Source organism: Pseudomonas sp. zfem002, from assembly GCF_032621685.1.
GTDB classification, from domain to species: domain Bacteria; phylum Pseudomonadota; class Gammaproteobacteria; order Pseudomonadales; family Pseudomonadaceae; genus Aquipseudomonas; species Aquipseudomonas japonica.
In genome coordinates this window covers 99,317-125,353 of record NZ_JAVYJH010000015.1, presented here as the reverse complement: position 1 = coordinate 125,353, position 26,037 = coordinate 99,317, and the positions used below count along the sequence as shown (strand labels likewise).

Here is a 26,037-nt window from a genome sequence, read left to right as displayed (position 1 = left end):
GTCGACAGGTTTTGGATAGAGGTAGACTTTTTCGACTTTGGCGTCGGGTCGCATCATGGTCGGCGGGCTCCGGAAAGAAATCGGGAGCACAGCATCCGGAATCAGTTGAGCGCTTTGAATGTGGGGTTCATGGAGCACTTACGTTACTTCGGCATCCAGCTGCGCAAGGACTTCTGACATGAGCAAAAGCCCACGGCAAATGAGCCTCGGTGCCTTCTTGATGGCCACCGGACATCACGTTGCTGCCTGGCGTCACCCCGATGTTCCGGCCAATGCCGGACTGGATATCCAGCACTACAAACAGCTGGCAAGGATCGCCGAGGACGCTTGTTTCGATGCGTTGTTCGTCGCCGACAGTGTTGCCGCCGCGGAAGGGCAAATTGCCAGCAGGATGGCCCGTTCCGACCACTTCGAGCCCCTGACCCTGCTGGCGGCGCTCAGCGCGGTCACGGAGCGCATCGGATTGGTGGCCACAGCTACTACAACGTACAACGAGCCATACCATGTAGCACGCAAGTTCGCTTCGTTGGATCATTTGTCGGGAGGGCGGGCGGGGTGGAATCTGGTGACGTCCGATGCGGCCGCCGAAGCCCTGAATTTTGGCCTCGATACCCATGTAGGCCACGCCGAACGCTACGCCAGAGCCCGTGAGTTTCATGAGGTGGTGGTCGGCCTGTGGGACAGCTGGGCCGACGATGCCTTCATTCGAGACAAGAAAACCGGTACGTACTACAAGCCTGATTCAGTACGATTGCTCAATCATGACGGTGAACACTTCAAAGTGCGCGGCCCTTTGAATGTAGCTCGCACCCCGCAAGGTCGCCCGGTGGTGGTCCAGGCCGGTTCGTCGCCGGCTGGCCTCGATCTCGCGGCGCGCACCGCCGACGTGGTGTTCACCGCGCAAACCTCGCTGGCGGCAGCCCAGGCCTTCTACGCCGATCTCAAGGGGCGCCTGGCCGCTAACGGGCGTGATCGCGAGTCGCTGAAGATCATGCCGGGGGTGTTCGTGGTCACCGGCCAAAGCCAGGCCGAAGCCGAGGATAAATTCGCGGTGTTTCAGCAATTGGTCGAGCCGGAGGTGGGGATTGCCCTGCTCGGGCGGATGCTGGGCAACTTCGATCTGTCGGGTTATCCACAGGACGGCCCGCTGCCGCCGCTGCCCCTGACCGACAGCGGTCAGCGCAGCCGCCAGCAGTTGCTCAGCGACCTGGCCGAGCGGGAAAACCTCAATCTGGCCCAGCTCGGTCGGCGCATCGCCGGCGGGCGCGGGCATCACAGCCTGATCGGCACGCCGGCGCAGATCGCCGACCAGTTGCAGGAATGGTTCGAGAACGACGCCGCCGACGGTTTCAACGTGCTGGTGCCACACCTGCCGGGCGGCCTGGAAGACGTGGCGCGTCACGTCGTGCCGGAACTGCAGCGGCGCGGACTGTTCCGCCGTCACTACGCCGGCACCACCCTGCGCGAACACCTGGGCCTGAGCCGGCCGAACAATCCCTACTTCTCCTGAGGAACACGCCATGGCCTATGTCGCCGCGGAAAATCGCTACACCTCCATGCCCTACCGTCGTGTCGGGCGCAGCGGGCTGGTGCTGCCGGCCCTGTCCCTGGGCCTGTGGCACAACTTCGGCGACAGCACGCCGCTGGACGATCAGCGCGCGCTGCTGCGCACCGCCTTCGACCTGGGCATCAACCATTTCGACCTGGCCAACAACTATGGCCCGCCCTACGGCAGCGCCGAGACCAATTTCGGCCGCCTGCTGCGCGAAGACTTCAAGGGCTATCGTGACGAGCTGATCATCTCCAGCAAAGCGGGCTGGGACATGTGGCCGGGGCCCTACGGGCAGGGCGGTGGATCGCGCAAATACATCCTCGCCAGCCTCGACCAGAGCCTGGCGCGGCTGGGGTTGGACTATGTGGATATCTTCTATTCGCACCGCTTCGACCCGGACACGCCGCTGGAAGAGACCGCCGGCGCGCTGGCCACGGCGGTGCAGCAGGGCAAGGCGCTGTATGTCGGCATCTCCTCCTATTCCGGGAGCAAGACCCGGGAAATCGCTCGTCTGCTGCAAGAGTGGAAGGTACCCCTGCTGATCCATCAGCCGGCCTACAACCTGCTCAATCGCTGGGTGGAAAAGGATCTGCTGGCGGTTACCGACGAACTGGGCGCCGGGGTGATCGCATTCACCCCGCTGGCCCAGGGCCTGCTGACCGGCAAGTACCTGAACGGCGTACCCGCGGATGCGCGGGTCAACAAGCCTGGCGGTGGATCGTTGCTGCCGGCGCATCTGTCCGAGGCCAACCTGGCCCATGTCCGCGCACTCGATGAGATCGCCCGTGCGCGCGGGCAGAGCCTGGCGCAACTGGCCCTGGCCTGGACGCTGCGTGATGCCCGGGTGACCTCGGCGCTGATCGGTGCCAGCCGGCCGGCGCAGATCGTCGAGAACGTCGCCGCGCTGGACAACCTTGTCTTCACCGCCGAGGAGCTGGCAGCGATCGACCGGCATGCGGTCGAGGGCGGTATCAACCTCTGGGAAAAGCCCTCGCTGGCGGAGTGACCAATGAACGCAGTGGCAATGTTGAGTGCCGGCCTGGCCCTGCTGGGCCTGGCGACGGTGGCGGTGGCCGATCCGCAGGAATTGCGCATCGGCTACCAGAAGGGCTCGATTGCCCTGGTCCTGGCCAAGGAACATGGCCTGCTGGAGAAGCGCTTCGGCCAGACCCGGGTGCAATGGATCGAATTCCCGGCGGGGCCGCAGATGCTGGAGGCCTTGAATATCGGCAGCCTCGACGTCGGTTCCACCGGCGATATCCCGCCACTTTTCGCCCAGGCGGCGGGGGCGGACCTGGTGTATATCGGCGCCGAACCGGCCAAGCCGTCGGCCGAGGTGATCCTGGTGAAAGAAGACAGTGCGCTGCGGCAGGTGACTGATCTGAAGGGGCGCAAGGTCGCGCTGCAGAAGGGTTCGAGTTCGCACAACCTGGTGCTGCGTGCGTTGAACAAGGCGGGGTTGGATTTCAAGGATATCCAGCCGGTCTACCTCAGCCCGGCGGATGCGCGGGCGGCCTTCGAGCATGGCAGCGTGGATGCCTGGGCGGTATGGGATCCCTACGTGTCGCTGGCCCTGAGTGAGGGGCACAGCCGCAAGCTGGTCGATGGCGAAGGGCTGGGACTGTCCGGGCCGGTCTATACCGCGCGCAGGGCTTATGCGGCGCAGCATGCTGAGTTTATCCACAGCCTGCTGAACGAACTGACCGCCGCCGAGGACCTGACCCGCAGCGAGCGGGCGCAAAGCCTGAAGCTGCTGAGCGCGTCCATGGGGCTGCCGGAAGCGGTAGTGGCCGGCTATGTGGATAACCGCCCGGCATCGCCGATATTGCCGATCACGGAGGCGGTGATCGCGGCGCAGCAGGCGACGGCGGACCTGTTCTACGAGAACCGCTTGTTGCCGAAGCGCTTGGAGGTGCGCAAGGCGGTGCCTTGATCGTCAATCCAGGTGACAGTGACGCAACTGGTTCATGCGTGTGTGAACCAGTTTTCCACGGCCGGGATTGCTCCGGACCGAGCCCGAACTCTGGATCGCGTAGGTGATGCCCTCCAGCCGGGACAGTTCGGCGATACCGGAGGCGATGAATTGTCTCAGGCTGCTGTCGGCCTGTTTGATCTCCTGATAAAGCTCTGGCCGCCCGTCGATAAGGACCACGATATCCTCCACGTCCTTGTGATAGGGATCGCCATTGCCCCGACCAGTGAAGGCCTCCAGCTTGCTCGCGAGGAAATGGGCCGGCTGAAAGAGGCGAATCTGCTGGCCGCGGGCGAGGGTAGTGGTCACCGCATGCGCCAGCCCTTCGATGAACCAGCGATTGGCATAACCCAATATCGCCGGGTCGGAAGGCATTACATCGACGATGGTGCCGTGATAACGGAACCGGCAGTTCACCTCGTCTTCTCCGGTAATCTTGAAGCCCCGCTGTGCCAGGCGTTCGACAAGGCGATGCCAGTCAGCGATACCTGCCAGTTCGACCACCAGATCGACGTCGTCGGTGAAACGGATGTCATCCATGACCGCATCGTCCGTTACCAGCATCGCGGTGGTACAGCCTCCGACGAAGGCAAGCTCCTTGCGCAACGTCTCCCCCAGCCCGTCTGCGACCAATTCGATCAACTCATGGTTGTGCGAAGCATTCCCGCCCATCTACCCCAACCCCATTGCTGATTTGAGAAGCGTGACCGCAACACCGGTTTCCCGCGGCCCACCCACGCGGATTGCATCAACCAGCGCGAGGTAATGGTAGAGCGTCGAATCCTGCTGCACGGCGAAGGGGACGGTCTTGTACAGGGGCTCAATCGCTTGTCCGCGCGTGGTTGCGGCGGGGTCGGGCCAGACATGGAGCAGCTCGCCGGCGCTTTTCAGGCTTTCCGACAAAGCTGGGGCTGAAAATGCTGTGGGAATACCCCGAACGATGGCGCCGACTTTTACCGGGAAGAAGTATTTCAGCGCGTGTTCGGCGATGTGGAACAGCGCTCGGCGGTTCACCTCGGGGCGGCTGCTTTCGAAATCATCCATGAGCAGATCGGCATCACGGCAGCGTGCCAATGCGTTGGATATTTCGCTCTTGCTCAGCCCCAGTGACGCAGACAGGGCTCGCAGGGTGTAGTGCTCGGCGCCGGGCACGGGAGTCGTTTGCGTCGAGACACCTGTCTCCTGGAGGCTGAGCATCTTGAAGAGAAGCACGATGTCTTGGCTTTTCATGGCGATTGCCCTGTTCTGTCCACGATCCATAAAATGTGGACAGAATTCACACAACTGAATTTTCCCGTCAAGGGCGCCGGGTGTGCGCCCGTTCGGCAGGCGACCAGGCACTAACGAAAAAGGGCCCTGACATCACGTCAGAGCCCCATTCCCAAGTAACCTAAGACCACCAAAAACACGATAAGTTTCACAGTAAAATCAATAAGTTAGAAATATGTGTTGCACTCGTGCTACTCGTCGGATTTCCGTTGTCAGCCTCACGTGCGGGACGCAGGATCGGCCCCGTCATCCCTTTGAGGCTCTCGTATGAAGTACTCCTCGATTCTTCTGTTGTCCCTCAGCCTGCTCAGTGGCGTTGCCAGCGCGGGCGGCACCACCGAAGCCGGTATTGGCGGCGCATTGGGTGGGGTATTGGGCTCGGTGGTCGGCCAGTCGATCGGTGGCAGCACCGGTTCGGCGATCGGCGCCGGCCTCGGTGGTGCAGCCGGTAGTGCTGTTGGCGCCGACAAACGCAGCCGTGGCGAAGCGGCCATCGGGGGCGCCCTCGGCGCAGCCGGCGGCAACGTGGTCGGGCGCAGCATGGGCGGTACCACCGGCAGCCTGATCGGCGCCGCCGCCGGTGGCGGCGCGGGCGGTGCGCTGGGCAACTACATGGGCAACAAGGCCGACGATGACGATCGCCGCTATCGCGATCGCGGCCGTGGCTACGATCGCCGTTATGTCCACGACCGTGGTCACCATTACGGGCATCGCAAGCACAAGCGCCACTGGCGCCACTGAGTCACCGCCCCGCATTCCGTTCCGCCGAGGGACGGAATGCGGGAAAGCCCCCACACTCCCTGTAACCAATTTCTTATCAAGCTAAACGCCATCACACCATTGGCTTAAGCCATACACCTACGTCCCCCGCCTTCTCCTACTCCTGACCGGAATCCTCCGGTGCGCAGCGCATAAAGCGTTTCAGTCGGCAATCCTGTCGAAGTGGTCAACGCAGTCCCGCATTGTTTTGCCAAGTCACTTTTATGACTGCCCGGTCGGCTTAAGGGGCGTCCCGATTTTGACGTCAAATCACTACCGCTACCATGCGAAGCCTTCACAGAAGGACGGTGAGCGTAAGGGATGCGAATGCACGTAGGTATCGGGATAGGGATCGTTCTGTGCGTCGCCGCGATGCTCGCCGCACTGCCTTGGCTGAATGTTGCCGGGCTGCTGCTGATCGCCGCCTGCGCGGTGTTGCTCGCACCGCGCAAGGCCGCCTCGACGATCACCCCGCTCGCCGAGCAAAGCCACCCCGGCGAACTCCAGCCCCACGCCCTCGAACGCCTGCTGCCGGCCGTGCTGCCGTCCTGGACCGACAGCCTGCAGCAGAGTCGTCGTCTGCTGTCCGACAACATTGCCGGCCTGCTCGGCCGCTTCACCGATATCAGCCAGCGCCTCCAGGCCAGCCTCGACCGGAGCGACGACGTCCTCACCAGCGGTGGCCTCGGCGAGAACCTGCGCCAGGCCAACCAGCGCCTGCAAGGGGTGACCGAAGCCTTCGCCGCCGGCAGCCGCCGCCAGCAGGAATTCCTCGCCACCATCGACCACCTCGGCGGCTACACCGGCGAGCTGCAGCAGATGGCCCGGCACGTCCAGGAAATCGCCAGCCAGACCAACCTGCTGGCCCTCAACGCGGCCATCGAGGCGGCCCGCGCCGGCGAGTTCGGCCGCGGCTTCGCCGTGGTCGCCGATGAAGTGCGCAAGCTCTCGCGGCTGTCGGCGCAAACCGGTCAGTCGATGGACAGCAAGGTCGGCGAGATCAACCAGGCGATCCAGTCCAGCATCGAAGCCGCCAACCAGCTCGGTGCCGAGGAACAGCAGAACCTGGCCCGCCTGGAACAGGTGCTCGGCGAAGTGATCAGCGGCCTGGGCAGCAACCTCGACGAACTCGACGCGGCCTCGCGCGGCCTGCAGGACAACGCCCGCTCGACCCAGAGCGATATCCACGCGGTGATGGTCGCCCTGCAGTTCCAGGACCGCGCCGACCAGATGCTCGACCACCTGCAGACCGACCTGCGGCAATTGCTCGACGCCATCGAGCAGCGCGACCAGCGCCTGCACGACGCCCAGGCCTGGCTTGCGCGCCTGCGCGAGCGCTTCACCACCAGCGAAGAGCGCGCCGGCCACAGCCAGGCCGCGACCGCCAGCGACGTCACCTTTTTCTAACTGCCGAGGGCCCTGACATGGCCAAGACCATCCTGATCGTCGACGACTCCGCCTCCATGCGCCAACTGGTGAAAATCAGCCTCAACGGCACCGGTCACCAGGTCATCGAAGCCTGCGACGGCCGCGATGCGCTGAGCAAGCTCAGCGGACAGAAGATCAACCTGATCATCAGTGACGTGAACATGCCCAACCTCGACGGCATCGGCCTGGTCAAGGCAGTCAAGGCCCGGCCCGAGTACCGCTTCACGCCGATCATGATGCTCACCACCGAAAGCGAACAGGCGAAGAAGGCCGAAGGCCAGGCCGCCGGGGCCAAGGCCTGGATCGTCAAACCGTTCCAGCCGCAGCAGTTGCTGGCGGCGGTCGAAAAGCTGATCGGCTGATGGCCACCGTCACGCTGCATCCGGCCGGCGACCTGCACCCCGCGCGGCTGGAGGTGCGCGGCGACCTGACCATCTACGAAGCCAGCGACACCCGCCAGGCACTGCTCGCGCTGCTGGCGCAGGATCCGGGCCCCTGGGCCCTGGACCTCGGCGCTGTGGACGAACTCGACAGCGCCGGCCTGCAACTGCTGCTGTCGCTGCAGAAGACCCTGGCCCAGGGCGCGCAGGTCATCGCCCTGTCCGCGCAGGGCCGTGCGCTGGTGCAGCTGCTGCGCCTCGCTTCCCTTTACCCGGTCGGCGCCGCGGGCGTCGGCGAGGAATGAGCGATGTTCGATAGCGATCAGTGGGCGCAACTGCTGCAAGGCTTTCTCGAAGAGGCGCGCGACCTGCTCAAGGAAGCCGAAGACAACCTGCTGCGCCTGGAGCAGGCCAGCGACGATGGCGAGGCGATCAACGCACTGTTCCGCGCGGTGCACACCCTCAAGGGCTCGGCGGGGATCTTCTCGCTGGAGCCCCTGGTCGCCCTGGCCCATCAACTGGAAAACCAGCTCATGGGCGTGCGCGACGGCCAGCGTCAGCTGAGCCCGGCGCTGGTGTCGCTGATGCTGCAGTGCATGGACGAGCTCAACGGCATGGTCGAGAGCATCGACCCGCGACACGCCACCCTGGCACCGCATACCCCGCGCCAGAGCGAACTGCTCCTGGCCCTCGGTGGCGCCGTCGCGGACAGCGGCGAAGCGGTCGCGCAGGTGACCGAGGCAGCAGGCGAGATCAACGAGTGGTTCCTGTCGATTCGCTTCGACAACGAACTGCTGCGCAACGGCTTCGAGCCCAGCAGCTTCCTGCGCTACCTCGACCGTCTGGGCCGTATCGAGTCGTTGCAGACCCTGGCCTGGGCGGTGCCGGACCTTCACAGCCTCGACGCCGAAGCCTGCTACCTGGGCTACGAGCTGACCCTGCGCAGCGCCGCCAGTCGCGAAGAGCTGCGGGATGTCTTTGCCCTGGCCGAAGACTTCTGCACCCTGCGCCTGCAGAGGCGGGAGGACGACCACACTGCGCCGCCAGTCAGCGAAATCCTCGAAACGCAAACGTTGGCGCCTGTTACCCAGGCGCCAGTCAGCGCCACCAGCAGCGAACCGCGCAACACGCCCGGCAGCAGCATGGTCAAGGTGGCCGCGCACAAGCTCGACGAGCTGATCAACCTCGTCGGCGAGCTGGTCATCAGCACCGCCGGCGCCCACATGCAGTCGCTGCGCAGCGGCTCCACGGCGTGCATCGAGAGCGTCCAGGCGGTGCAGCAGCACGTCGAGCAGATCCGCGAGCGCGCGCTGAAGCTGCGCATGGTGGAGATCGGCGAGACCTTCAACCGCTTCCATCGCGTGGTGCGGGATGTCAGCCAGGCGCTGGACAAGCAGATCCAGCTGAGCCTGTCCGGCAGCGACACCGAGCTGGACAAGACCCTCATCGACCGCATCGCCGACCCGCTGGTGCACCTGGTGCGCAACGCCATCGACCACGGCATCGAGCCTGCGCATGAGCGTCGCGCCGCCGGCAAGCCGGAGCAGGGCAGCCTGCGCCTGAATGCCTTCCACGATTCGGGGATGATCGTCCTCGAAGTCAGCGACGACGGGCGTGGCCTCGACACCGCGCGCATCCGCGACAAGGCCATTGCCCGCGGCATGCTCGATCCCGACGCGACGCTCAGCGACCAGGACATTCACCCGCTGATCTTCGAGCCCGGCTTTTCCACTGCCGAGGCGGTGTCCAACCTGTCCGGTCGCGGGGTCGGCATGGATGTGGTGCGCAGCGCCATCGACGAGCTGCGCGGGATCATCGAGATCGAGTCGCAGCCGGGCCAAGGCTGCACCTTCCGTATCCGCCTGCCGCTGACCCTGGCGATCATCGACGGTTTCCTCGTCAGCATCGGCGGTGATCACTTCGTGATCCCGCTGGACATGGTCACCGAGTGCATGGAGGAACGCGCGGATGCCCTCGATGCCGGTGGCCACCTGAACCTGCGCGGCAGGCCGCTGCCCAGCGTCGACCTGGGTCGGCACTTCGGCTTGCGTGGCGACCCGCGCGCGCGCCGCAACATCGTCGTGGTCAGCCAGGGCCGGCAACAGGCCGGGCTGATCGTCGAGCAGTTGCTGGGCGAGCTGCAGACCGTGATCAAACCGCTGGGGCAGATGTTCCAGCACCTCTCGGGCATCAGCGGCTCGACCATCCTCGGCTCCGGCCAGGTGGCGCTGATCCTCGATATTCCCAGCCTGTTCCGTCAATTGCAGCAACGCGCCGAGAGCGAGCCACGTCTCGTCGCCCCCCTGAGCCTGCCCAGCCTTTCCGGAGAGTCACCATGCAAATGATCAGCAACATGAAGATAGGCGTGCGCCTGACCCTGGGCTTTCTGCTGGTGGTCGCGCTGACCGCCATCATCGGCTTCCTCGGCATCCGCAACCTGAGCCAGGTCAACGACCTCTCCGACCGGATGTACGACATGGACGTGGTCGGCCTGAGCACCCTGCAGGAAGCCAATATCCAGCTGCTCACGGCCAACCGTGCGGTGCGCCGCAGCCTGATGGCGGTGAGCGCCGAAGACCGCGACGAGTCCGCCGCTGTCGCCCGCAGCGCGATGGAGAAGACCCGTGAGCTGCTCACCGGCGCTCGCCAGTACTTCCTCACCCGGGAAGGCAAGGCGCAGGTCGAGGCCATCGACGGGCCGCTGCAGGAATACATCAACGCCGCCAACCTGGTGCTCGACACCCATCGCCATTCCGGCGAGCTGCAGACCATGAGTGCTGCCATGGAACTGATGCCGCGCAACAGCGCCGCGGCCAACGAAGTCGATCGCCTGCTCGGCGAAGCCAGCGAGGCCAAGCAGAAGCGCGCCGGTGAAGCCAACGCCTCGATCACCGCGATCGCCGAGAGCTCGCGGGTGCAGATGATCATCCTGGTGGTGGTCGCGACCGTGCTGGGCATGCTGGTCGGCGTGCTGGTCACCCGCAGCATCACCCGGCCGCTGGCGGGCGCGGTGCAGGCCGCCGACCGCATGGCCGCGGGCGATCTCAGCCAGGACCTGGTGGTCGATCGCAAGGACGAGACCGGTCGCCTGCTCGGCGCCATGCAGAACATGACCGAGCGCCTGCGCAGCATCCTCGGCGATGTGCGCAGCTCCGCCGACGCGCTGTCGTCGGCGTCCGAACAGGTCAGCTCGACCTCGCAGTCGCTGAGCCAGGCGGCCAACGAGCAGGCGGCCAGCGTCGAGCAGACCAGCGCCTCGGTGGAAGAGATGTCCGCCTCGATCGCGCAGAACACCGAGAGCGCCAAGATCACCGATGGCATCGCCGGCAAGGCGGCCAACGACGCGGTGCAGGGCGGCGGCGCGGTGGGCGATACGGTGCTGGCGATGAAACAGATCGCCGACAAGATCGGCATCATCGACGACATCGCCTACCAGACCAACCTGCTGGCGCTCAACGCCGCCATCGAGGCCGCCCGCGCCGGCGATCACGGCAAGGGCTTCGCGGTGGTCGCCGCCGAGGTACGCAAGCTCGCCGAGCGCAGCCAGGTGGCGGCCCAGGAGATCGGCCAGGTGGCGTCCAGCAGCGTGCAACTGGCCGAGCAGGCCGGGCAACTGCTCGGTGAAATCGTGCCGAACATCCAGCGCACCTCCGACCTGGTCCAGGAGATCACCGCGGCCTCGCAGGAGCAGAGCAGCGCCGCCGGGCAGATCAATATCGCCATGGGCCAGATGAACCAGATCACCCAGCAGAACGCCTCCGCCTCCGAGGAACTGGCGGCCACCGCCGAAGAGATGAACGCCCAGGCCAGCCAGCTGCAGGAGCTGATCGGCTATTTCCGCTTCGAACAGGGCACGCTCGCCCCGCGTCCGTCGCGCAGCGGCGACAGCCTGCCGGCACCGACGCGCCCCGGGCCGAAGGCGCTGATCGATGAAGGCCAGTTCGTCAGCTTCACTTGAGCGAGGTCGCCATGAGCCAACCGCAACGAATCGAGGCGCAAGCCGACGCCATCCAGCACCTGAGCTTTCGCGTGCGCGAGGCGGGCTACGCGCTGCCCATCGAGCTGGTGCGCGAGATCATCGAATACGCCGAGGTCACCCGGGTGCCGATGATGCCGGCCTATATCCACGGTGTGCTCAACCTGCGCGGCAACGTGGTGCCGGTACTCGACCTGGCTGCGCGCTTCGGCCTGAGCCTGACCGCGCCGGGCAAGCGGACCTGTATCGTCATCATCGAGCTGCCGCTGGACGGTGGCCTGCAACGCATCGGCCTGGTGGTGGACGAGGTGGACGAAGTGCTGGAGATCGAGCCGCGGCAGATCATGCCGGCGCCGGCCTTCGGCACGGCGATCCGCTCCGACTTCATCGCGGGCATGGCCCAGCAGGCGCAGGAATTCCTGATCATCCTCAACATGCTGCAGGTGCTGTCGCTGGACGATATCCGTCACCTCAGCCAGGCGGCGAAGGTCCACTGACATGTCCGCCATGCCCTCGTTGCCGGTGCTCGGCGAACAGAACTTTCGCCAGTTGCAGCAACTGATGCGCGATGCCTCCGGCATCCACCTGTCGAACAACAAGCGCTCGCTGGTGGCCGGGCGCTTGCTCAAGCGCCTGCGTCATCACCAGCTGGACAACTACGACGATTACCTCAATTGCCTGGCGTACCCGCAGTACGCCCGCGAGCGACGCCTGGTGATCGACCTGCTGACCACCAATGAAACCTACTTCTTCCGCGAGCACGCCCACTTCGAGTTTCTCGGCCAGTGGCTGAGCACGCGCGGCGGACCGTTGCGTCTGTGGAGCGCGGCCTGTTCGTCGGGAGAGGAGCCCTACAGCCTGGCCATGACCGCCGCCGAGTTCGCCCGCGGCAACGAGTGGTCGATCCTGGCCAGCGACCTCAGCCAGAGCATGCTCGAGCTCGCCGAACTGGGCATCTACGACATGGCCCAGGCGCGCTATTTCCCGGAAGGCTGGTTGCACCGCCATTGCCTGTGCGGGATCGACGACATGCAGGGGCGCATGCGCGTGCAGGGCTGGTTGCGCAACAAGGTGCAACTGCGCGAGATCAACGTGATCCAGCCGATGCCGGAGAGCCTCGGTCAGTTCGACGTGATCTTCCTGCGCAACCTGCTGATCTATTTCGACACGGCACAGAAGCAGCACATCGTGCGCAACCTGGTCGAGCGCCTGCGCCCGGGTGGGCTGCTGTTCATCGGCCACGCCGAAAGCATCCACGGTTTCGACCTGCCCTTGCGGCCGGTGCGGCCTTCGGTGTTCGAACGCTCATGATCGACCGCAGCAAACCGATTCGCGTGTTCATCGTCGACGACTCGGCGCTGGTCCGCCAGGTGTTCAGCCAGTGCCTCGGCAGCCACCCCGGGATCCAGGTGGTCGGCATGGCCGCCGACCCGCTCTATGCCATCGACAAGATGCGCCGCGACTGGCCTGACGTGCTGGTCCTGGACATCGAAATGCCGCGCATGGACGGCCTGACCTTCCTGCGCCAGATCATGGCCGAGCGACCGACCCCGACGATCATCTGCTCGACCCTCACCGAGGCCGGCAATGACCTCGATGTCGAGGCGCTGGCCGCCGGTGCGGTGGGCGTCTTCACCAAGGCCAGGCTAGGTCTGAAGCAGAGCCTGGAAACCATCGCCGGTGATCTGGTGCGCTGCATCGAGGACGCGGCGAAAACCCGGCCAGTGGCCCGTCACGTCCTGCCGGCGGCGGAAAAAAAACACCCGCCGGCCACCCCGGCGCTGCGCCAAACCACCGACCGAATCGTTACACTGGGCTGCTCGACCGGCGGTACCCAGGCACTGGAGTTCGTCTTGCGGCAATTGCCGCCCGACTGTCCCGGCCTGGTCATCGTGCAACACATGCCGGAGAAGTTCACCGCCGATTTCGCGCGCCGTCTCGACAGCCTGTGCCAGATCGAAGTGCGCGAGGCCAGGCATCTGGATCGCGTGCACACCGGGCTCGCCTTGCTGGCGCCGGGTGGCCTGCACATGCAGCTCAAGCGCAGCGGTGCCCACTACCTGGTCGAAGTGCTCGACGGCCCCGCCGTCAACCGACACAAGCCTTCGGTCGATGTCCTGTTCCGTTCCGCCGCTCGCCATGCCGGCAGCAATGCCCTGGGCATCATCATGACCGGCATGGGCGACGATGGAGCCCGTGGCCTCCTGGCCATGCGCGAACAGGGTGCCAGCACCGTGGCCCAGGACGAGGCCAGCTGCGTGGTGTTCGGCATGCCCAGGGAAGCCATTCGCCTCGGCGCGGCCCAGACCATCGAGCCGTTGAGTCGCCTGCCGGCACTGATCAACCAGTTCTGCGTCAGCGCCCGCAATGGCTGAGCATTTCCAGGTCAGACCACCCCCTCCGACGCCCTGTTCGCGACACCGCTGAGCGGTGCCCGAAGTGCAGGCATGCCCACCGTAATGGAGCAACACCCGGCAGCGACGATCCGTTCATCAAAACTCATGCGACACGGGCTCAAACCTATGCTTTGCCGATTACTGATTGCCGACGATTCGCCCCTGTTCCGCGCAGGTCTGCGAGCGTTGCTCGAACAAAAACAAGAATATGCCGTGGTCGGTGAGGCGGGCGATACGGTGACCACCGTCGAGCTGGCCGAGACGCTGAAGCCGGACATCATCCTGCTGGATATCGGCCTCGGCACCCTGACCGGCGAGGAGCTGCTGCGCGAGCTCTACCTGCGGGTGCCGGCCTGTACGGTGCTGATGCTGTCGTCGCGTTCGGAGCTGGAGTTCGTCATGCACTGCCTGCAGCAGGGCGCGCATGGCTTCCTGCTCAAGAATGCGACGGTGCAGGAGCTGGAACTGGCCTTGCAGTCGCTGCGCGGGGGAGGGCAGTACCTGTCGTCGGCGGTGCTGCCGCTGGTGATCGGCCAGGCGGTGAAGCAGAACCGCCGGCGCCCGCAGGTCAGCGCGGCGATGCAGCTCACCGCGCGGCAGATGGAAATCCTGCGGCTGATCGCCCGTGGTGAGTCGACCCGTTCCATCGCCGATGGCCTGGGCCTGAGCGTGAAGACCGTCGAGGCCCATCGCTCGCAGATCATGCACCGCCTGCAGATTCACGATGTGCCGGGGCTGGTGCTGTTTGCGGTGCGCGAGGGGATCATCCGGCTCAACGATTGAGCTCAGCCGCGCAAGGCCTCCAGCGCTGCCTGCAGGCGTGCTGGCAACTGCGCTGGCTGGCCCGATTGGCGTTCGATGAATACCTGCACCAGCCGGCCCACCGCGCAGGGTTGCTCCTGGCCGACCTGGAACAGGGCGAGGGCATATTCCACCGAACTGCCGGCGAGGCGTTCGACTCGTACACCGATCTGCAACAGGTCGGGGAAGGCCGCCGAAGCGTAGAAATCGCAGCTGGAAGTGACCACGAAACCGACGACCTCCCCCTCCTGCGGGTCGAGCCCGGCGTGTTCGATCAGGCAGGCCTGGAGCGCCGTGTCGAAGAAGCCGTAGACCGTGGCGCTGACGATCTGGCCGTTGACGTCGTTGTCCTGCCAGCGGCTGGAGAGTGGGTGCAGATAGGGGTAATGCGGGCGTAGGGCGGTGGGGGACATCTGCTGCATCCTTCTGGGGCTGCGAAGTTTCTCATGGCAACTGAGCATAATCTCACTTCGCTACCTGATAGAAATGCCAGTTGTGCTGCCCCTGTATCGGGCCTCCAATAGCGGCGTCGACAGTCGCCGACTCTTCTGGAGGATCTGACAATGGCTACCGTGGTCGATGGTTTCGAAGACCTGCCGGTGAAAACACATGGCAGGAGTATCTCGCGTCCGGCCTTTACCCTCACCGTCCCTTCCGGTACCGGCACAGAGCTTGAGACGGTCAAGGACCCGCAAGGACTCAACAAGGGAATCTGGGTCAAATTCAAGTGGGGCAGTCACTACGGCGAATACGACGACATGACCGTTACGCTCGCTGGAACGGGTGCGCAGCGGGTCACCTTCGTGAACTACCGCAATGAAGCGGGAAACCCCTGCAGGTTCTACGATGCCGCCGGCAAGCAACTGGGTACCGCTGCGCTTCCGGCAAAAAGCGTTACGCCGGTGGTTTGCGCCAGCAGCGGGGCCGCGATCAGGAAGATCGAGGTGTCGGTCGCAGGAGGGCCTGGGGCCTATATCGTTTTCGACGACTTCACCATCGAGTCCGTCTGAGAGTGGGTTTTCAATGGGTGCGACGAGAAATTTGAATCAGAGGAGCCTTCGGCATGAGTGCGAAAATTCTGATCGTCAATGATTCCCTGGTGGTGCGCAAAATGATTGTCAGGGCGTTTCGAGCCGCAGGCTTTGAGGGGCATGCGTTCGTGGAGGCGTCGAACACGGCTGAGGTGTTGGAGCGACTGGCTGAGGGCAGCGTCAAGCTGGCTATCTGTGATTCATATCTTCCCGGATCGACTGGCATTGATCTGCTCAGACAGATCCGCACAACACCAGCTTATGGCTCATTGCCTGCCTTGTTCTTCACCGTGGGATTGAACCAAAGCCAGATAGACCGCGCCCTTGCTGCAGGATATCAGGGGTATCTGAAGGACCTGACCGTCGAGGAAGTGCAGTACAAGGTCGAGGATATTCTTTACTGACCAGCGCGGAGTCAGGCTCGAGGTCCTTCCCGCCTGGGGATTGTCGATGGCGATCTGCAAGGCGCTGAATCGACGCAAAAAAAAACCGGCTCTCGCGAGCCGGTTTTTATCAGGCGCAGTCAGCTTACAGCTGAGGACCGGCAGCCTTGATCGCGTCGGAAACTTCGAACTTCTTGAAGTTTTCGATGAACAGCGAGGCCAGGCCTTTCGCTGCTTCGTCGTAGGCAGCCTGGTCAGCCCAGGTGGTGCGCGGGTTCAGCAGGGCGGTATCGACACCTGGAACGGCCTTTGGCACGTCGAGGTTGATGATGCCCAGGTGCTCGGTCTCGGCACCGATCAGCGCGCCGCTCTGGATGGCAGCGATCACCGCACGGGTGGTCGGGATGCTGAAGCGCTTGCCGACGCCGTAGCCACCGCCGGTCCAGCCGGTGTTGACCAGGTAGACCTTGGAGCCGAAGCCCTTGATGCGCTTGATCAGCAGTTCGGCGTACTCGCCGGCCGGACGCGGGAAGAACGGTGCGCCGAAGCAGGTGGAGAAGGTCGACTTGATGCCGCCGCCCGAACCCATTTCGGTGGAACCGACCAGCGCGGTGTAGCCGGACAGGAAGTGGTAGGCCGCCTGCTCGTTGTTCAGGATCGACACCGGTGGCAGAACGCCGGTCAGGTCGCAGGTCAGGAAGATGACCGCGTTGGGCTCGCCGCCCAGGTTCTTCTCGGAACGCTTCTCGACGTGCTCCAGCGGGTACGCGGCACGGCTGTTCTGGGTCAGGCTGCCGTCGGCGTAGTCGGCGTGCTTGGCATCGTCCAGGACAACGTTTTCCAGCACCGCGCCGTGCTTGATGGCTTTCCAGATGACCGGCTCGTTCTTCTCGGACAGGTCGATGCACTTGGCGTAGCAGCCGCCTTCGATGTTGAACACGACGCCTTCGCCCCAGCCGTGCTCGTCGTCACCGATCAGGTAACGGCTTTCGTCGGCCGACAGGGTGGTCTTGCCGGTGCCGGACAGACCGAAGAACAGGGTCACGTCGCCTTCTTCGCCGATGTTGGCGGCGCAGTGCATCGGCAGCACGTCGGCGGCCGGCAGCAGGAAGTTCTGCACCGAGAACATGGCTTTCTTCATTTCACCGGCGTAGCGCATGCCGGCGATCAGGACTTTCTTCTGGGCGAAGTTGAGGATGACGCAGCCATCGGAGTTGGTGCCGTCACGCTCTGGCACGCACTCGAAGTTGGCGACGTTCAGCACTTGCCACTCTTCGCGGCCAGCCGGGTTGTACTGGGCCGGGTTGATGAACAGGCAACGGCCGAACAGGTTCTGCCAGGCGGTCTGGGTGGTCATCTTGACGGCCAGGTAGTGCTCGGCGGCAGCACCTACGTGGACGTGGGAAACGAAGTGTTCCTGGGCGTTGTTGAACGCCTCGACACGGGCCCACAGGGCGTCGAACTTGTCGGCGGGGAATTTGCGGTTGATCGGGCCCCAGGCAATGGCGTCCTGGGTGCTCGGCTCTTCGACGATGAAACGGTCAACCGGCGAACGACCGGTGCGGTGACCGGTTTTCACGACCAGCGCGCCAGTGTCGGCCAGCTCGCCTTCACCGCGTTTCAGTGCTTCTTTTACCAGCTCGTCGACGCTCAGATCGGTGAACACGGCGTTGTTGGCTTGCGTCATGAGATTCCCCATCCGGCCCGGTGGCCGAGTGCTCCAAACGATTTGTAGTAGATCTTTGCAAACTACTACAGCGAAAAAAGTGGCCGGATTATGCCAGAAACGCCCAAAAAAAGTAGGGCCCTCCTGTCAGAACTGCGTCTTGACCGCATTCGACAGGAGAATTCCCTGGGCAGAAACGTTTCAGTGACGAGTATCTGACGGCGCGTCCACGCCACCGCCAGCGAACAGTTGCTCTACATCGGCAGCATCGAAGCGATAGCGCTCGTTGCAGAACTGGCAATCGATCTCGATCTGGCCGCCATGTTCGTCGACCAGGGCCTTGGCGTCGTCGACACCGAGGCTGACCAGGGCATTGCCGGAGCGCTCCCGCGAGCAGCTGCAACGGAACTGCAGCGGCTGGATGTCGAACAGGCGCACGGCGTCGTCGTGATAGAGGCGGTGCAGCACGGTTTCGTTGTCCAGGCCCAGGTGCTCTTCACGGGTCAGGGTGCCGGCCAGGGTGGCAACGTGGGCCCAGCTGTCGGCGCGCTCGTCGGCATCCGGCTGGCGGTCCACCGGCAATTGCTGCAGCAGCATGCCGCGGGCGCGGTGGCCGTCGGCGTTGAGCCAGAAGCGGGTGCCCAACTGCTCGGACATGACGAAGTAGTTGGTGAAGCTTTCCGCCAGGTCCTTGCCGTTCAGTTCGACGATGCCCTGGTAGCGCTGGCCATGGCGTGGATCGATGGTCAGGGCGAGGACGCCGTTGGGCATCAGTTCCTGCAGGCCGGCATCGGCGCCGAGGGCTTCGCCGTCATAGCGGGCGATACCGCGGATCTCGCGTTCGCTGGAGCACTCGACCATCAGCAGCGGCACCGGACCGTCGGAGCGCGCCTGGAGGATCAGCAGGCCATCGAACTTGAGGGTGCCGACCAGCAGGGAGGCGGCGGCCATCAGTTCGCCAAGCAACTGGGCCACTGGTTGGGGGTAGGGATGCTTGTCGAGCACGCGGGCGTAGCTGTTTTCCAGGCAAACGAGTTCGCCGCGGACATCGCGCTCGTCGAAGATGAAACGTTGGGTGAAGTCGGTATCCGGCAAATCGCTCATGGGGTGTTCTGGCTGCTCGAAAAGTTCGCTGAAGGGGTGTCGGAGCGCTCTGCTGGCGCTCGAATCGCTCTACTGTGTTTGCGCCCAGGGGCTTTGACCAGATCCCGGGCACGACAGACGACGAGTGGCTGTACCCCTTAATGGTGATTCACGGGGTGTTTTCCAAGGGGGTCGAGGGTACCGCTCAGTCGAAGCTGCCGTGCAACTGATGGATCTGTCGCCGCTGCTTCTTGGTCGGCCGGCCGTCGGTGGTCACCCCCAGCGCGCCGGCCTTGCGCAGCGCCGCGGCCTGTTCGCGGCGGCGGATGCTGTCTTCGGTTTCTTCGTACAGGGTCTGCGCCTCAGGTGCGCCGCGGCGCACCACGGACAGCGCCTTGACCACCACGGTGCGTTCGTCGAAGCCGGTGCGCAGGACGAACTCGTCGCCAACCCTCGGCTCCTTGCCCGGCTTGCAGCGCTCGCCGCGGCAATGCACCTTGCCGCTCTCGATGGCTGCCTTGGCCAGGGCACGGGTCTTGTAGAAACGCGCGGCCCAGAGCCATTTGTCCAGACGCACCTTGTCGTCGTCTTCCTGATAAGCCATCGCACTGCTCCGATCATTAGCGGTCATGGAACTGTACTACCGTAACTGGCGGATGCAAAAAGTCCGCTGCCTGCTTACAGTTCACCGACTTTTCCCGGGTTGTGCATCGTGAAGACATTTGATCATTTGAGCGTTATCGGTTTGCGCGAGTGGGTGGCGTTGCCCGACCTCGGCCTGGCCGGCCTGCGCGCCAAGATCGACACCGGCGCCAGCACGTCCAGTCTGCACGCCACCGAGGTCGAGCCGTTCATGCGCAACGGCGAGCGCTGGGTGCGCTTCAACGCTCACCTGGGCTCGGTGGTGCAGTTGCGGCACCGTCGCTGCGAGGCGCCGTTGGTGACCATGAAAACCATCAAGAGCTCCAACGGCCAGGCCCAGGTGCGCTACGTCATTCGCACGCCGCTGGCGCTGGGCGACCGGGTCTGGGAGGTGGAGTTCACCCTGGCCTGTCGCAAGGCCATGCGCTATCGCCTTCTCTTGGGTTCCAAGGCCCTGGTCCATGGCCAGCTGGTGGTCAATCCGGGGCTCAAGTACGTTCAGGACAAGCCGGCATTCCCGGCAACCATTACCCCTTCCACAGGTGCTGCATGAAGATCGCTGTGCTGTCGCGTAACCCGCGTCTGTATTCCACCCGTCGCCTGGTCGAGGCCGGTACGCAACGGGGGCATGAAATGGTGGTGATCGATACCCTGCGCGCCTACATGAACATCGCCAGCCACAAGCCGCAGATCCACTATCGCGGCAAGCCGCTGGAAGGTTTCGATGCGGTGATTCCGCGTATCGGTGCGTCGGTGACCTTCTATGGCTGCGCGGTGCTGCGCCAGTTCGAAATGATGGGTGTGTTTCCGCTCAACGAATCCGTGGCCATCGCCCGTTCGCGGGACAAGCTGCGCTCGCTGCAACTGCTTTCACGGCGCGGTATCGGCCTGCCGGTGACCGGCTTCGCCCACTCGCCGGACGACATTCCCGACCTGATCCAGATGGTCAACGGCGCGCCGCTGGTGATCAAGGTGCTGGAGGGCACCCAGGGCATCGGCGTGGTGCTGTGCGAGACCACCAAGGCCGCCGAGTCGGTGATCGAGGCGTTCATGGGCCTGAAGCAGAACATCATGGTCCAGGAATACATCAAGGAAGCCGGCGGCGCCGACATTCGCTGCTTCGTGGTCGGCGACAAGGTCATCGCCTCGATGAAGCGTCAGGCCAAGCCGGGGGAGTTTCGTTCCAACCTGCACCGTGGCGGTACTGCCAGCCTGATCAAGGTCACTCCGGAAGAACGCATGACCGCGATTCGCGCGGCCAAGGTCATGGGCCTGAGCGTCGCCGGCGTGGATATCCTGCGCTCCAATCACGGCCCGCTGGTGATGGAGGTGAACTCGTCGCCGGGCCTGGAAGGCATCGAGATCACCACCGGCAAGGACGTTGCCGGGATGATCATCGAGCACCTGGAGAAGAACGGCGGGCCAAATCTGACCCGCACGAAAGGCAAGGGCTGACTAGACCGCGTCGCGCGGCAGCAGGAGGCCCAGCGGCAGGCGCACACGGGCCTCGATACCGCCGCCGGAACGGTTGCGCAATTCCACGTTGCCGCCGTGCTGGGCGGCGATGCGCTTGACGATCGCCAGGCCCAGGCCGGTGCCCTTGCCGCTGCGCGCGCGGTCGCCGCGAATGAACGGATTGAAGATGGCTTCCAGCTCCGCGGGATCGATCCCGGCGCCGCGGTCGAGCACGCTCAGTACCACGTAGGGCGCGCTGCTGTCGCCGGAGACATAGGCCGCGACCTCGACGCCCTTGCCGGCGTGATGCAGGGCATTGCCGATCAGGTTGGCGAGCAGGCGCTTGATCGACACCCGGCGCAGCGGGAACGGTGGAATCGGCTCCAGGCACAGGCGCACCTGTTCTTCCGGCTGGTTGAACGGGGCGACCACTTCGCGCACCAGGTCGCTGAGGCTCACCTGCTCCACCGGCTCGTCGCGGCCGTCGCGGATGAAGGCGAGGAACTGGTCGAGGATGGCGTCCATGTCCTCGATGTCGCGGACCATGTCGTCGGTCAGCTCGCTGTCGTTGGCCAGCAGCGACAGCGACAGGCGCAGGCGGGTCAGTGGCGTGCGCAGGTCATGGGAGACCCCGGCGAGCATCAGTTCGCGCTCGCGTCCGGCCTGCTCGACGTCCTCGGCCATCTGGTTGAAGGCGCGGTACACCTCGGTCATCTCGCTCGGCGTATCGCTGATCGGCAGGCGCACGCTGCGCCCCTGGCCCAGTTGCCGGGCGGCGAACACCAGACGCTTGAGCGGCTGGTTGAGCTGGCGCACGAAGATCCACGCCGACGCGGTGGACAGCAGGCCGATGGCGAGGAACCAGCCGAGCACGTTCCAGATCTTCTGCCCGCGCAGCGGGTGCGGGTACAGCGGCACCTTCAGCCAGTCGTCACCCAGGCTCGGCGCGCGGACCCACAGCGCCGGTGGCGCATGCACGCGCAGGCGCACCTCGGTGTCCTCGCCCAGTTCGGCCTGCATCTGGCGCTGGTAGATCTCGCTGTAGGGCCAGTGCTGTTCGCCCTCGGGCACGCCGCTGCCGGTGACGCGGATCAGCCCGGCCGCCTCGGCGATCTTCTCCCGGTCCGATTCGTCCGCTGCCCAGTAGGCGCGCAGGGTCAGGGCCACGCCGTGGCTGTACTGGCGATCGACGAGCACGTCCTCGTTCATCAGCAGGTAGACCAGGGTCAGCGCCTTGGAGAACAGGACGACGATCAACACCAGCCACAGGGTGCGGGCGAAGAAGCTTTGCGGGAACCACAGCGGCGTTTTCATGGACGACGGCTACACACTTGGCAGGTGCGAGCGCGGCTCGCGGGCTTTGCGGGGCTGATCATGCAAAAGCAGGGCAACCCTGCGGTGGCCCTGCTTTCGATGCATCACTGCAGACAACGATGGATCACTTGCTGGCGTTGCCGTCCGGCACGAACACGTAGCCCACACCCCAGACAGTCTGGATGTAGCGCGGCTTGGACGGGTCGGGCTCGATCATCCGGCGCAGGCGCGAGATCTGCACGTCGATCGAACGCTCCAGCGCGTCCCATTCGCGACCGCGGGCCAGGTTCATCAGCTTGTCGCGGGTCAGCGGCTCGCGGGCATGCATGACCAGCGCCTTGAGCACGGCGAACTCGCCGGTGGTGAGCATGTGCACTTCGTCGCCACGCTTGAGCTCGCGGGTGGCCAGGGACAGCTCGTAGTCGCCGAAGGTGACGGTCTCGTCCTCGCTGCCCGGGGCGCCCGGTACCGAAGGCGTCTGCCGGCGCAGCACGGCCTTGACCCGTGCCACCAGCTCGTCGGGGTTGAACGGCTTGGCCAGGTAGTCGTCGGCGCCCAGTTCCAGGCCCTTGATCCGGCTCAGTTCGTCGCCCTTGGCGGTGAGCATGATGATCGGTACCTGGTTGTTCGCCGCGCGCAGGCGGCGACAGGCGGAAAGGCCGTCTTCACCGGGAAGCATGAGATCGAGGACGACCAGATTGAACACTTCGCGCGCCAGCAGGCGGTCCATCTGTTCGACATTGGGTACAGCCCGTGCGCGGTAGCCTTTGCTGGTGAAGAATCGCTCCAGCAGGCTGCTCAGGCCCGGGTCGTCATCGACGATGAGGATTTTCTCGCCTTCGGCTGTTTGTGCGGTGCTGCTCATGGGTTGCTCCTTTAATCACGGCGCGCATTATGGCTTAGCCGCCATTTGCGGGTCCGAGCTCATTGTTAGCAGATTTTTCCTCATGTGCCAGCGAAACGGCCGACAAGGCTGGCCAGCAGCTATCACCGCAAGCCCGGCGCGCTGGGTATAATGCGCCGCTTTCACTGAGCGCCGCCTTGCCCCGACGCCCTCTGGCGCCGGCCCTCGCGGCCCTAGCACTCACAATTTGTCAGGTGGTTTTATGGACAGCATCAACAGCCGCATCGCCGGGGAACTCGGCGTCCGCCCGCAACAGGTCGAGGCGGCCGTGGCTCTACTTGATGAAGGCTCCACGGTGCCTTTTATCGCCCGTTACCGCAAAGAAGTGACCGGCAGCCTGGATGACACCCAGCTGCGCAACCTCGAAGAGCGCCTGCGCTACCTGCGCGAACTCGACGAGCGTCGTGCCAGCATCCTCGCCAGCATCGAGGAGCAGGGCAAGCTGACCCCGGAGCTGGCGCGCGAGATCAAGCTGGCCGACACCAAGACCCGCCTCGAAGACCTCTACCTGCCGTACAAGCAGAAGCGCCGCACCAAGGGCCAGATCGCCCTGGAAGCCGGCCTCGGCGAACTGGCCGACGCGCTGCTGGCCGACCCGCAACTGAATCCGGAAGGCGAAGCCGCACGCTTCGTCGATGCCGACAAGGGCGTCGCCGACGTCAAGGCCGCGCTGGAAGGCGCCAAGTACATCCTCATGGAGCGCTTCGCCGAAGACGCCAGCCTGCTCGACACGCTGCGCGGTTTCCTCAAGCAGGAAGCGACCCTGGCCGCCCGCGTGGTGGCCGGCAAGGAAGAGGAAGGCGCCAAGTTCCGCGACTATTTCGAACACGACGAGCAGCTCAAGAGCGTGCCGTCGCACCGCGCCCTGGCGATCTTCCGCGGGCGCAACGAAGGCGTGCTGGGCGCTTCGCTGAAGGTCGGCGAGGAGCTGCCGGGCACCCTGCACCCGTGCGAGCTGATGATCGCCGAGCGCTTCGGCCTGGCCAACCAGGGCCGCCCGGCCGACAAGTGGCTGGCCGAAGTGGTGCGCTGGACCTGGAAGGTCAAGCTCTACAGCCACCTGGAAACCGACCTGTTCGGCGAGCTGCGCGACAACGCCGAAGGCGAGGCGATCAACGTCTTCGCCCACAACCTGCACGACCTGCTGCTGGCCGCCCCGGCCGGCCCGCGCGCGACCCTGGGCTTCGACCCGGGCCTGCGCACCGGCTGCAAGGTCGCCGTGGTCGATGCCACCGGCAAGCTGCTGGACCACGCCACGGTGTACCCGCACGCGCCGAAGAACGACTGGGACCGCACCATCGCCGTGCTCGCCGCCCTCTGCGCCAAGCACTCGGTGGAACTGATCGCCATCGGCAACGGCACCGCCAGCCGCGAGAGCGACAAGCTGATCAGTGAACTGGTGAAGAAGTACCCGGCCCTGAAGATCACCAAGATCATGGTCTCCGAAGCCGGCGCCTCGGTGTACTCGGCCTCGGAACTGGCCGCTCGTGAATTCCCCGACCTCGACGTGTCGATCCGCGGCGCGGTGTCCATCGCCCGGCGCCTGCAGGACCCGCTGGCCGAACTGGTGAAGATCGATCCGAAGTCCATCGGCGTCGGCCAGTACCAGCACGACGTGTCCCAGCTCAAGCTGGCCCGCGGCCTGGACGCGGTGGTCGAGGACTGCGTGAACGCCGTCGGTGTTGACGTCAACACCGCCTCGGTGGCCCTGCTGGCGCGCATCTCCGGCCTCAACGCGACCCTGGCGCAGAACATCGTCAGCCACCGCGACGCCAACGGCGCGTTCAAGACCCGCGCGGCGCTGAAGAAAGTCAGCCGTCTCGGCGAGAAGACCTTCGAACAGGCCGCCGGCTTCCTCCGCGTGATGAACGGCGACAACCCGCTGGACGCTTCGGCGGTCCACCCGGAAGCCTACCCGCTGGTGCAGCGCATCGCTGCCGAGACCGACCGCGATATTCGCTCGCTGATCGGCGACAGCGGTTTCCTCAAGCGCCTCGATCCGAAGAAGTTCACCGACGAGACCTTCGGTCTGCCCACCGTCACCGACATCCTCCAGGAACTCGACAAGCCGGGCCGCGACCCGCGTCCGGAGTTCAAGACCGCCGCCTTCCAGGAAGGCGTCGAGGACCTCAAGGACCTGGAGCCGGGGATGATCCTCGAGGGCGTGGTGACCAACGTCACCAACTTCGGTGCCTTCGTCGACATCGGCGTGCACCAGGACGGCCTGGTGCACATCTCGGCGCTGTCGGAGAAGTTCATCAAGGATCCGCGTGAAGCGGTCAAGGCCGGCGACGTGGTCAAGGTCAAGGTCATGGAAGTGGACATCCCGCGCAAGCGCGTGGGCCTGTCGATGCGCATGAGCGACACGCCGGGCGAGAAGGTCGACGGTGCCCGTGGCAGTCGCCCGGGTTCGGCGCCGCGCCAGCAGAGCGCGCCGGCACGGGTCAAGGACACGCCGCCACCGGCGAACAACGCCATGGCTGCCCTGTTCGCCAACGCCAAACAGTTGAAGAAGAAGTGATGGACGTGCCTGAAGGGATCGTCCAGAGCGCCTTCAGCCAGTTGCTGGGCTGCCGTCTGCAACGCCTCGAGGAGGGCGTTGCCGAGGTGGTCCTGGGGCTGGGGCCGCACCTGCGCAACCGTGGCGGTTTCCTCCACGGCGGCGCGATCTTCAGCCTGGTGGACATCGCCATGGGCCTGGCCTGTTCCAGCAGCCACGGTTTCGACCAGCGCAGCGTCACCGTGGAGTGCAAGATCAACTACGTGCGCGCGGTCAGTGAAGGCGAAGTGCTATGTGTCGCTCGGGTCCTGCACGCCGGCCGGCGCACGCTGGTACTGGACGCCGACGTATTCCAGGACGACAAACTCGTCGCCAAAGCTCAGGGCACGTTCGCCGTGCTCTAGCCGCAAAAGGCCATCTGCGGTACTTTCGGCAGTGCGCGGGCGCTGCCGATTTCCTGCGAAAACCAGGCGACAACGCCAGTTCCTCCTGTCCACCCTTGCAGACCGTCATCTCTACCCCCATA

General features: G+C 64.8%; 26 protein-coding genes and 1 pseudogene. 19 read left to right on the top strand and 8 right to left on the bottom strand.

The window, feature by feature from the left end; genetic code table 11:
* The first annotated feature begins 178 nt into the window (after positions 1-178).
* Genes RTI28_RS18255 through RTI28_RS18245 form a run of 3 tightly spaced genes read left to right on the top strand, consistent with a single transcriptional unit; the run spans position 179 to position 3,485 of the window.
* The gene (locus tag RTI28_RS18255; RefSeq protein WP_316921762.1) at positions 179-1,510 is read left to right on the top strand and encodes an LLM class flavin-dependent oxidoreductase; all 1,332 of its coding nucleotides are present in this window, start codon (positions 179-181) and stop codon (positions 1,508-1,510) included.
* Positions 1,511-1,520: 10 nt separating this feature from the next.
* Positions 1,521-2,558, top strand: coding sequence for an L-glyceraldehyde 3-phosphate reductase (mgrA, locus tag RTI28_RS18250; RefSeq protein ID WP_316921761.1), 1,038 nt, complete (start codon positions 1,521-1,523; stop codon positions 2,556-2,558).
* Positions 2,559-2,561: 3 nt separating this feature from the next.
* Positions 2,562-3,485 carry an aliphatic sulfonate ABC transporter substrate-binding protein gene (locus tag RTI28_RS18245; protein WP_316921760.1) on the top strand — a complete coding sequence of 308 codons (924 nt, stop codon included), beginning with the start codon at positions 2,562-2,564 and terminating at the stop codon, positions 3,483-3,485.
* A gap of 3 nt (positions 3,486-3,488) precedes the next feature.
* Here RTI28_RS18245 and RTI28_RS18240 read toward each other — a convergent pair whose 3' ends face one another.
* Entirely contained in the window at positions 3,489-4,196 is a 708-nt protein-coding gene (locus tag RTI28_RS18240; protein WP_316921759.1) for a hypothetical protein, read from the bottom strand.
* Positions 4,197-4,664: pseudogene (locus tag RTI28_RS18235) on the bottom strand (MarR family transcriptional regulator); the annotation flags it as partial.
* Positions 4,665-5,060: 396 nt separating this feature from the next.
* Here RTI28_RS18235 and RTI28_RS18230 point away from each other — a divergent pair.
* The 10 genes from RTI28_RS18230 to RTI28_RS18185 all read left to right on the top strand — a co-directional run bounded on the left by RTI28_RS18230 (position 5,061) and on the right by RTI28_RS18185 (position 14,515).
* Complete coding sequence (locus tag RTI28_RS18230) at positions 5,061-5,534, top strand: glycine zipper domain-containing protein (protein WP_316921758.1); 474 nt, start codon at positions 5,061-5,063, stop codon at positions 5,532-5,534.
* A gap of 339 nt (positions 5,535-5,873) precedes the next feature.
* Positions 5,874-6,959 (top strand): methyl-accepting chemotaxis protein, encoded by a 1,086-nt coding sequence (locus RTI28_RS18225; RefSeq protein WP_410479010.1) that lies wholly within the window; start codon positions 5,874-5,876, stop codon positions 6,957-6,959.
* Positions 6,960-6,976: 17 nt separating this feature from the next.
* Complete coding sequence (locus RTI28_RS18220; protein WP_316921756.1) at positions 6,977-7,342, top strand: response regulator; 366 nt, start codon at positions 6,977-6,979, stop codon at positions 7,340-7,342.
* On the top strand, positions 7,342-7,665 hold the full coding sequence (locus RTI28_RS18215; RefSeq protein WP_316921755.1) for an STAS domain-containing protein: 324 nt from the start codon (positions 7,342-7,344) through the stop codon (positions 7,663-7,665). Before RTI28_RS18220 ends, RTI28_RS18215 begins: the two co-directional genes overlap by 1 nt.
* A gap of 3 nt (positions 7,666-7,668) precedes the next feature.
* Complete coding sequence (locus tag RTI28_RS18210; RefSeq protein ID WP_316921754.1) at positions 7,669-9,705, top strand: chemotaxis protein CheA; 2,037 nt, start codon at positions 7,669-7,671, stop codon at positions 9,703-9,705.
* Positions 9,696-11,318, top strand: a complete 1,623-nt coding sequence (locus RTI28_RS18205) for a methyl-accepting chemotaxis protein (RefSeq protein WP_316921753.1) — start codon at positions 9,696-9,698, stop codon at positions 11,316-11,318. Before RTI28_RS18210 ends, RTI28_RS18205 begins: the two co-directional genes overlap by 10 nt.
* Positions 11,319-11,329: 11 nt before the next feature.
* Positions 11,330-11,833, top strand: coding sequence for a chemotaxis protein CheW (locus RTI28_RS18200; RefSeq protein WP_316921752.1), 504 nt, complete (start codon positions 11,330-11,332; stop codon positions 11,831-11,833).
* Position 11,834: 1 nt separating this feature from the next.
* A complete protein-coding gene (locus RTI28_RS18195; RefSeq protein WP_316921751.1) occupies positions 11,835-12,647 on the top strand; it encodes a protein-glutamate O-methyltransferase CheR in 813 nt (270 codons plus the stop codon).
* Positions 12,644-13,711: a chemotaxis response regulator protein-glutamate methylesterase gene (locus RTI28_RS18190; RefSeq protein WP_316921750.1), complete on the top strand. Its 1,068-nt coding sequence runs from the start codon at positions 12,644-12,646 to the stop codon at positions 13,709-13,711. The genes RTI28_RS18195 and RTI28_RS18190 overlap by 4 nt, the downstream gene beginning before the upstream one ends.
* 147 nt (positions 13,712-13,858) lie before the next feature.
* On the top strand, positions 13,859-14,515 hold the full coding sequence (locus tag RTI28_RS18185; RefSeq protein WP_316921749.1) for a response regulator transcription factor: 657 nt from the start codon (positions 13,859-13,861) through the stop codon (positions 14,513-14,515).
* Positions 14,516-14,517: 2 nt separating this feature from the next.
* On the opposite strand, the gene RTI28_RS18180 is transcribed toward RTI28_RS18185, so the two are convergent.
* The gene (locus RTI28_RS18180; RefSeq protein WP_316921748.1) at positions 14,518-14,946 is read right to left on the bottom strand and encodes a thioesterase family protein; all 429 of its coding nucleotides are present in this window, start codon (positions 14,944-14,946) and stop codon (positions 14,518-14,520) included.
* 150 nt (positions 14,947-15,096) lie between these two features.
* Here RTI28_RS18180 and RTI28_RS18175 point away from each other — a divergent pair, with 150 nt between their 5' ends.
* Together RTI28_RS18175 and RTI28_RS18170 are read left to right on the top strand one after the other, a co-directional pair.
* Positions 15,097-15,543, top strand: a complete 447-nt coding sequence (locus RTI28_RS18175; protein WP_316921747.1) for a hypothetical protein — start codon at positions 15,097-15,099, stop codon at positions 15,541-15,543.
* Positions 15,544-15,596: 53 nt separating this feature from the next.
* Positions 15,597-15,968, top strand: a complete 372-nt coding sequence (locus RTI28_RS18170; RefSeq protein WP_316921746.1) for a response regulator — start codon at positions 15,597-15,599, stop codon at positions 15,966-15,968.
* 124 nt (positions 15,969-16,092) lie between these two features.
* Here the strand turns inward: RTI28_RS18170 and RTI28_RS18165 are convergent, their stop codons facing one another.
* From RTI28_RS18165 to RTI28_RS18155, 3 genes are all read right to left on the bottom strand, one after another.
* Positions 16,093-17,634, bottom strand: coding sequence for a phosphoenolpyruvate carboxykinase (locus RTI28_RS18165; RefSeq protein ID WP_316921745.1), 1,542 nt, complete (start codon positions 17,632-17,634; stop codon positions 16,093-16,095).
* Positions 17,635-17,814: 180 nt separating this feature from the next.
* Positions 17,815-18,717 (bottom strand): Hsp33 family molecular chaperone HslO, encoded by a 903-nt coding sequence (gene hslO, locus RTI28_RS18160; protein WP_316921744.1) that lies wholly within the window; start codon positions 18,715-18,717, stop codon positions 17,815-17,817.
* Positions 18,718-18,901: 184 nt separating this feature from the next.
* The gene (locus RTI28_RS18155) at positions 18,902-19,300 is read right to left on the bottom strand and encodes an RNA-binding S4 domain-containing protein (RefSeq protein WP_316921743.1); all 399 of its coding nucleotides are present in this window, start codon (positions 19,298-19,300) and stop codon (positions 18,902-18,904) included.
* 108 nt (positions 19,301-19,408) lie between these two features.
* On the opposite strand from RTI28_RS18155, the gene RTI28_RS18150 reads away from it, so the two are divergent.
* Positions 19,409-19,891 carry an ATP-dependent zinc protease gene (locus RTI28_RS18150; protein WP_042121689.1) on the top strand — a complete coding sequence of 161 codons (483 nt, stop codon included), beginning with the start codon at positions 19,409-19,411 and terminating at the stop codon, positions 19,889-19,891.
* Positions 19,888-20,793: a 30S ribosomal protein S6--L-glutamate ligase gene (gene rimK, locus RTI28_RS18145; protein ID WP_316921742.1), complete on the top strand. Its 906-nt coding sequence runs from the start codon at positions 19,888-19,890 to the stop codon at positions 20,791-20,793. Before RTI28_RS18150 ends, rimK begins: the two co-directional genes overlap by 4 nt.
* On the opposite strand, the gene RTI28_RS18140 is transcribed toward rimK, so the two are convergent.
* Together RTI28_RS18140 and ompR are read right to left on the bottom strand one after the other, a co-directional pair.
* Positions 20,794-22,107, bottom strand: coding sequence for an ATP-binding protein (locus RTI28_RS18140; protein ID WP_316921741.1), 1,314 nt, complete (start codon positions 22,105-22,107; stop codon positions 20,794-20,796). It abuts the gene before it with no gap.
* Between the two features lie 124 nt (positions 22,108-22,231).
* On the bottom strand, positions 22,232-22,972 hold the full coding sequence (gene ompR / locus RTI28_RS18135; protein ID WP_042121420.1) for a two-component system response regulator OmpR: 741 nt from the start codon (positions 22,970-22,972) through the stop codon (positions 22,232-22,234).
* A 241-nt stretch (positions 22,973-23,213) separates the two neighbouring features.
* Between ompR and RTI28_RS18130 the strand changes: the two genes are divergently transcribed.
* Together RTI28_RS18130 and RTI28_RS18125 are read left to right on the top strand one after the other, a co-directional pair.
* The gene (locus tag RTI28_RS18130; RefSeq protein WP_316921740.1) at positions 23,214-25,532 is read left to right on the top strand and encodes a Tex family protein; all 2,319 of its coding nucleotides are present in this window, start codon (positions 23,214-23,216) and stop codon (positions 25,530-25,532) included.
* The gene (locus RTI28_RS18125) at positions 25,532-25,915 is read left to right on the top strand and encodes a PaaI family thioesterase (RefSeq protein ID WP_316921739.1); all 384 of its coding nucleotides are present in this window, start codon (positions 25,532-25,534) and stop codon (positions 25,913-25,915) included. Before RTI28_RS18130 ends, RTI28_RS18125 begins: the two co-directional genes overlap by 1 nt.
* The last annotated feature ends 122 nt before the right edge of the window (positions 25,916-26,037 follow it).

What these genes read in the sequence shown, in the direction of transcription:
- hslO (WP_316921744.1), bottom strand. Translation starts at nt 18,717, where the DNA reads ATGAGCGATTTGCCGGATACCGACTTCACCCAACGTTTCATCTTCGAC.
- RTI28_RS18180 (WP_316921748.1), bottom strand. Translation starts at nt 14,946, where the DNA reads ATGTCCCCCACCGCCCTACGCCCGCATTACCCCTATCTGCACCCACTC.
- RTI28_RS18225 (WP_410479010.1), top strand. Translation starts at nt 5,874, where the DNA reads ATGCGAATGCACGTAGGTATCGGGATAGGGATCGTTCTGTGCGTCGCC.
- RTI28_RS18155 (WP_316921743.1), bottom strand. Translation starts at nt 19,300, where the DNA reads ATGGCTTATCAGGAAGACGACGACAAGGTGCGTCTGGACAAATGGCTC.
- RTI28_RS18125 (WP_316921739.1), top strand. Translation starts at nt 25,532, where the DNA reads ATGGACGTGCCTGAAGGGATCGTCCAGAGCGCCTTCAGCCAGTTGCTG.
- RTI28_RS18170 (WP_316921746.1), top strand. Translation starts at nt 15,597, where the DNA reads ATGAGTGCGAAAATTCTGATCGTCAATGATTCCCTGGTGGTGCGCAAA.
- rimK (WP_316921742.1), top strand. Translation starts at nt 19,888, where the DNA reads ATGAAGATCGCTGTGCTGTCGCGTAACCCGCGTCTGTATTCCACCCGT.
- RTI28_RS18190 (WP_316921750.1), top strand. Translation starts at nt 12,644, where the DNA reads ATGATCGACCGCAGCAAACCGATTCGCGTGTTCATCGTCGACGACTCG.
- RTI28_RS18165 (WP_316921745.1), bottom strand. Translation starts at nt 17,634, where the DNA reads ATGACGCAAGCCAACAACGCCGTGTTCACCGATCTGAGCGTCGACGAG.
- RTI28_RS18140 (WP_316921741.1), bottom strand. Translation starts at nt 22,107, where the DNA reads ATGAAAACGCCGCTGTGGTTCCCGCAAAGCTTCTTCGCCCGCACCCTG.
- RTI28_RS18205 (WP_316921753.1), top strand. Translation starts at nt 9,696, where the DNA reads ATGCAAATGATCAGCAACATGAAGATAGGCGTGCGCCTGACCCTGGGC.
- RTI28_RS18195 (WP_316921751.1), top strand. Translation starts at nt 11,835, where the DNA reads ATGTCCGCCATGCCCTCGTTGCCGGTGCTCGGCGAACAGAACTTTCGC.
- RTI28_RS18200 (WP_316921752.1), top strand. Translation starts at nt 11,330, where the DNA reads ATGAGCCAACCGCAACGAATCGAGGCGCAAGCCGACGCCATCCAGCAC.
- RTI28_RS18220 (WP_316921756.1), top strand. Translation starts at nt 6,977, where the DNA reads ATGGCCAAGACCATCCTGATCGTCGACGACTCCGCCTCCATGCGCCAA.
- RTI28_RS18215 (WP_316921755.1), top strand. Translation starts at nt 7,342, where the DNA reads ATGGCCACCGTCACGCTGCATCCGGCCGGCGACCTGCACCCCGCGCGG.
- RTI28_RS18245 (WP_316921760.1), top strand. Translation starts at nt 2,562, where the DNA reads ATGAACGCAGTGGCAATGTTGAGTGCCGGCCTGGCCCTGCTGGGCCTG.
- RTI28_RS18230 (WP_316921758.1), top strand. Translation starts at nt 5,061, where the DNA reads ATGAAGTACTCCTCGATTCTTCTGTTGTCCCTCAGCCTGCTCAGTGGC.
- RTI28_RS18130 (WP_316921740.1), top strand. Translation starts at nt 23,214, where the DNA reads ATGGACAGCATCAACAGCCGCATCGCCGGGGAACTCGGCGTCCGCCCG.
- RTI28_RS18175 (WP_316921747.1), top strand. Translation starts at nt 15,097, where the DNA reads ATGGCTACCGTGGTCGATGGTTTCGAAGACCTGCCGGTGAAAACACAT.
- RTI28_RS18240 (WP_316921759.1), bottom strand. Translation starts at nt 4,196, where the DNA reads ATGGGCGGGAATGCTTCGCACAACCATGAGTTGATCGAATTGGTCGCA.
- RTI28_RS18255 (WP_316921762.1), top strand. Translation starts at nt 179, where the DNA reads ATGAGCAAAAGCCCACGGCAAATGAGCCTCGGTGCCTTCTTGATGGCC.
- ompR (WP_042121420.1), bottom strand. Translation starts at nt 22,972, where the DNA reads ATGAGCAGCACCGCACAAACAGCCGAAGGCGAGAAAATCCTCATCGTC.
- RTI28_RS18185 (WP_316921749.1), top strand. Translation starts at nt 13,859, where the DNA reads ATGCTTTGCCGATTACTGATTGCCGACGATTCGCCCCTGTTCCGCGCA.
- RTI28_RS18210 (WP_316921754.1), top strand. Translation starts at nt 7,669, where the DNA reads ATGTTCGATAGCGATCAGTGGGCGCAACTGCTGCAAGGCTTTCTCGAA.
- mgrA (WP_316921761.1), top strand. Translation starts at nt 1,521, where the DNA reads ATGGCCTATGTCGCCGCGGAAAATCGCTACACCTCCATGCCCTACCGT.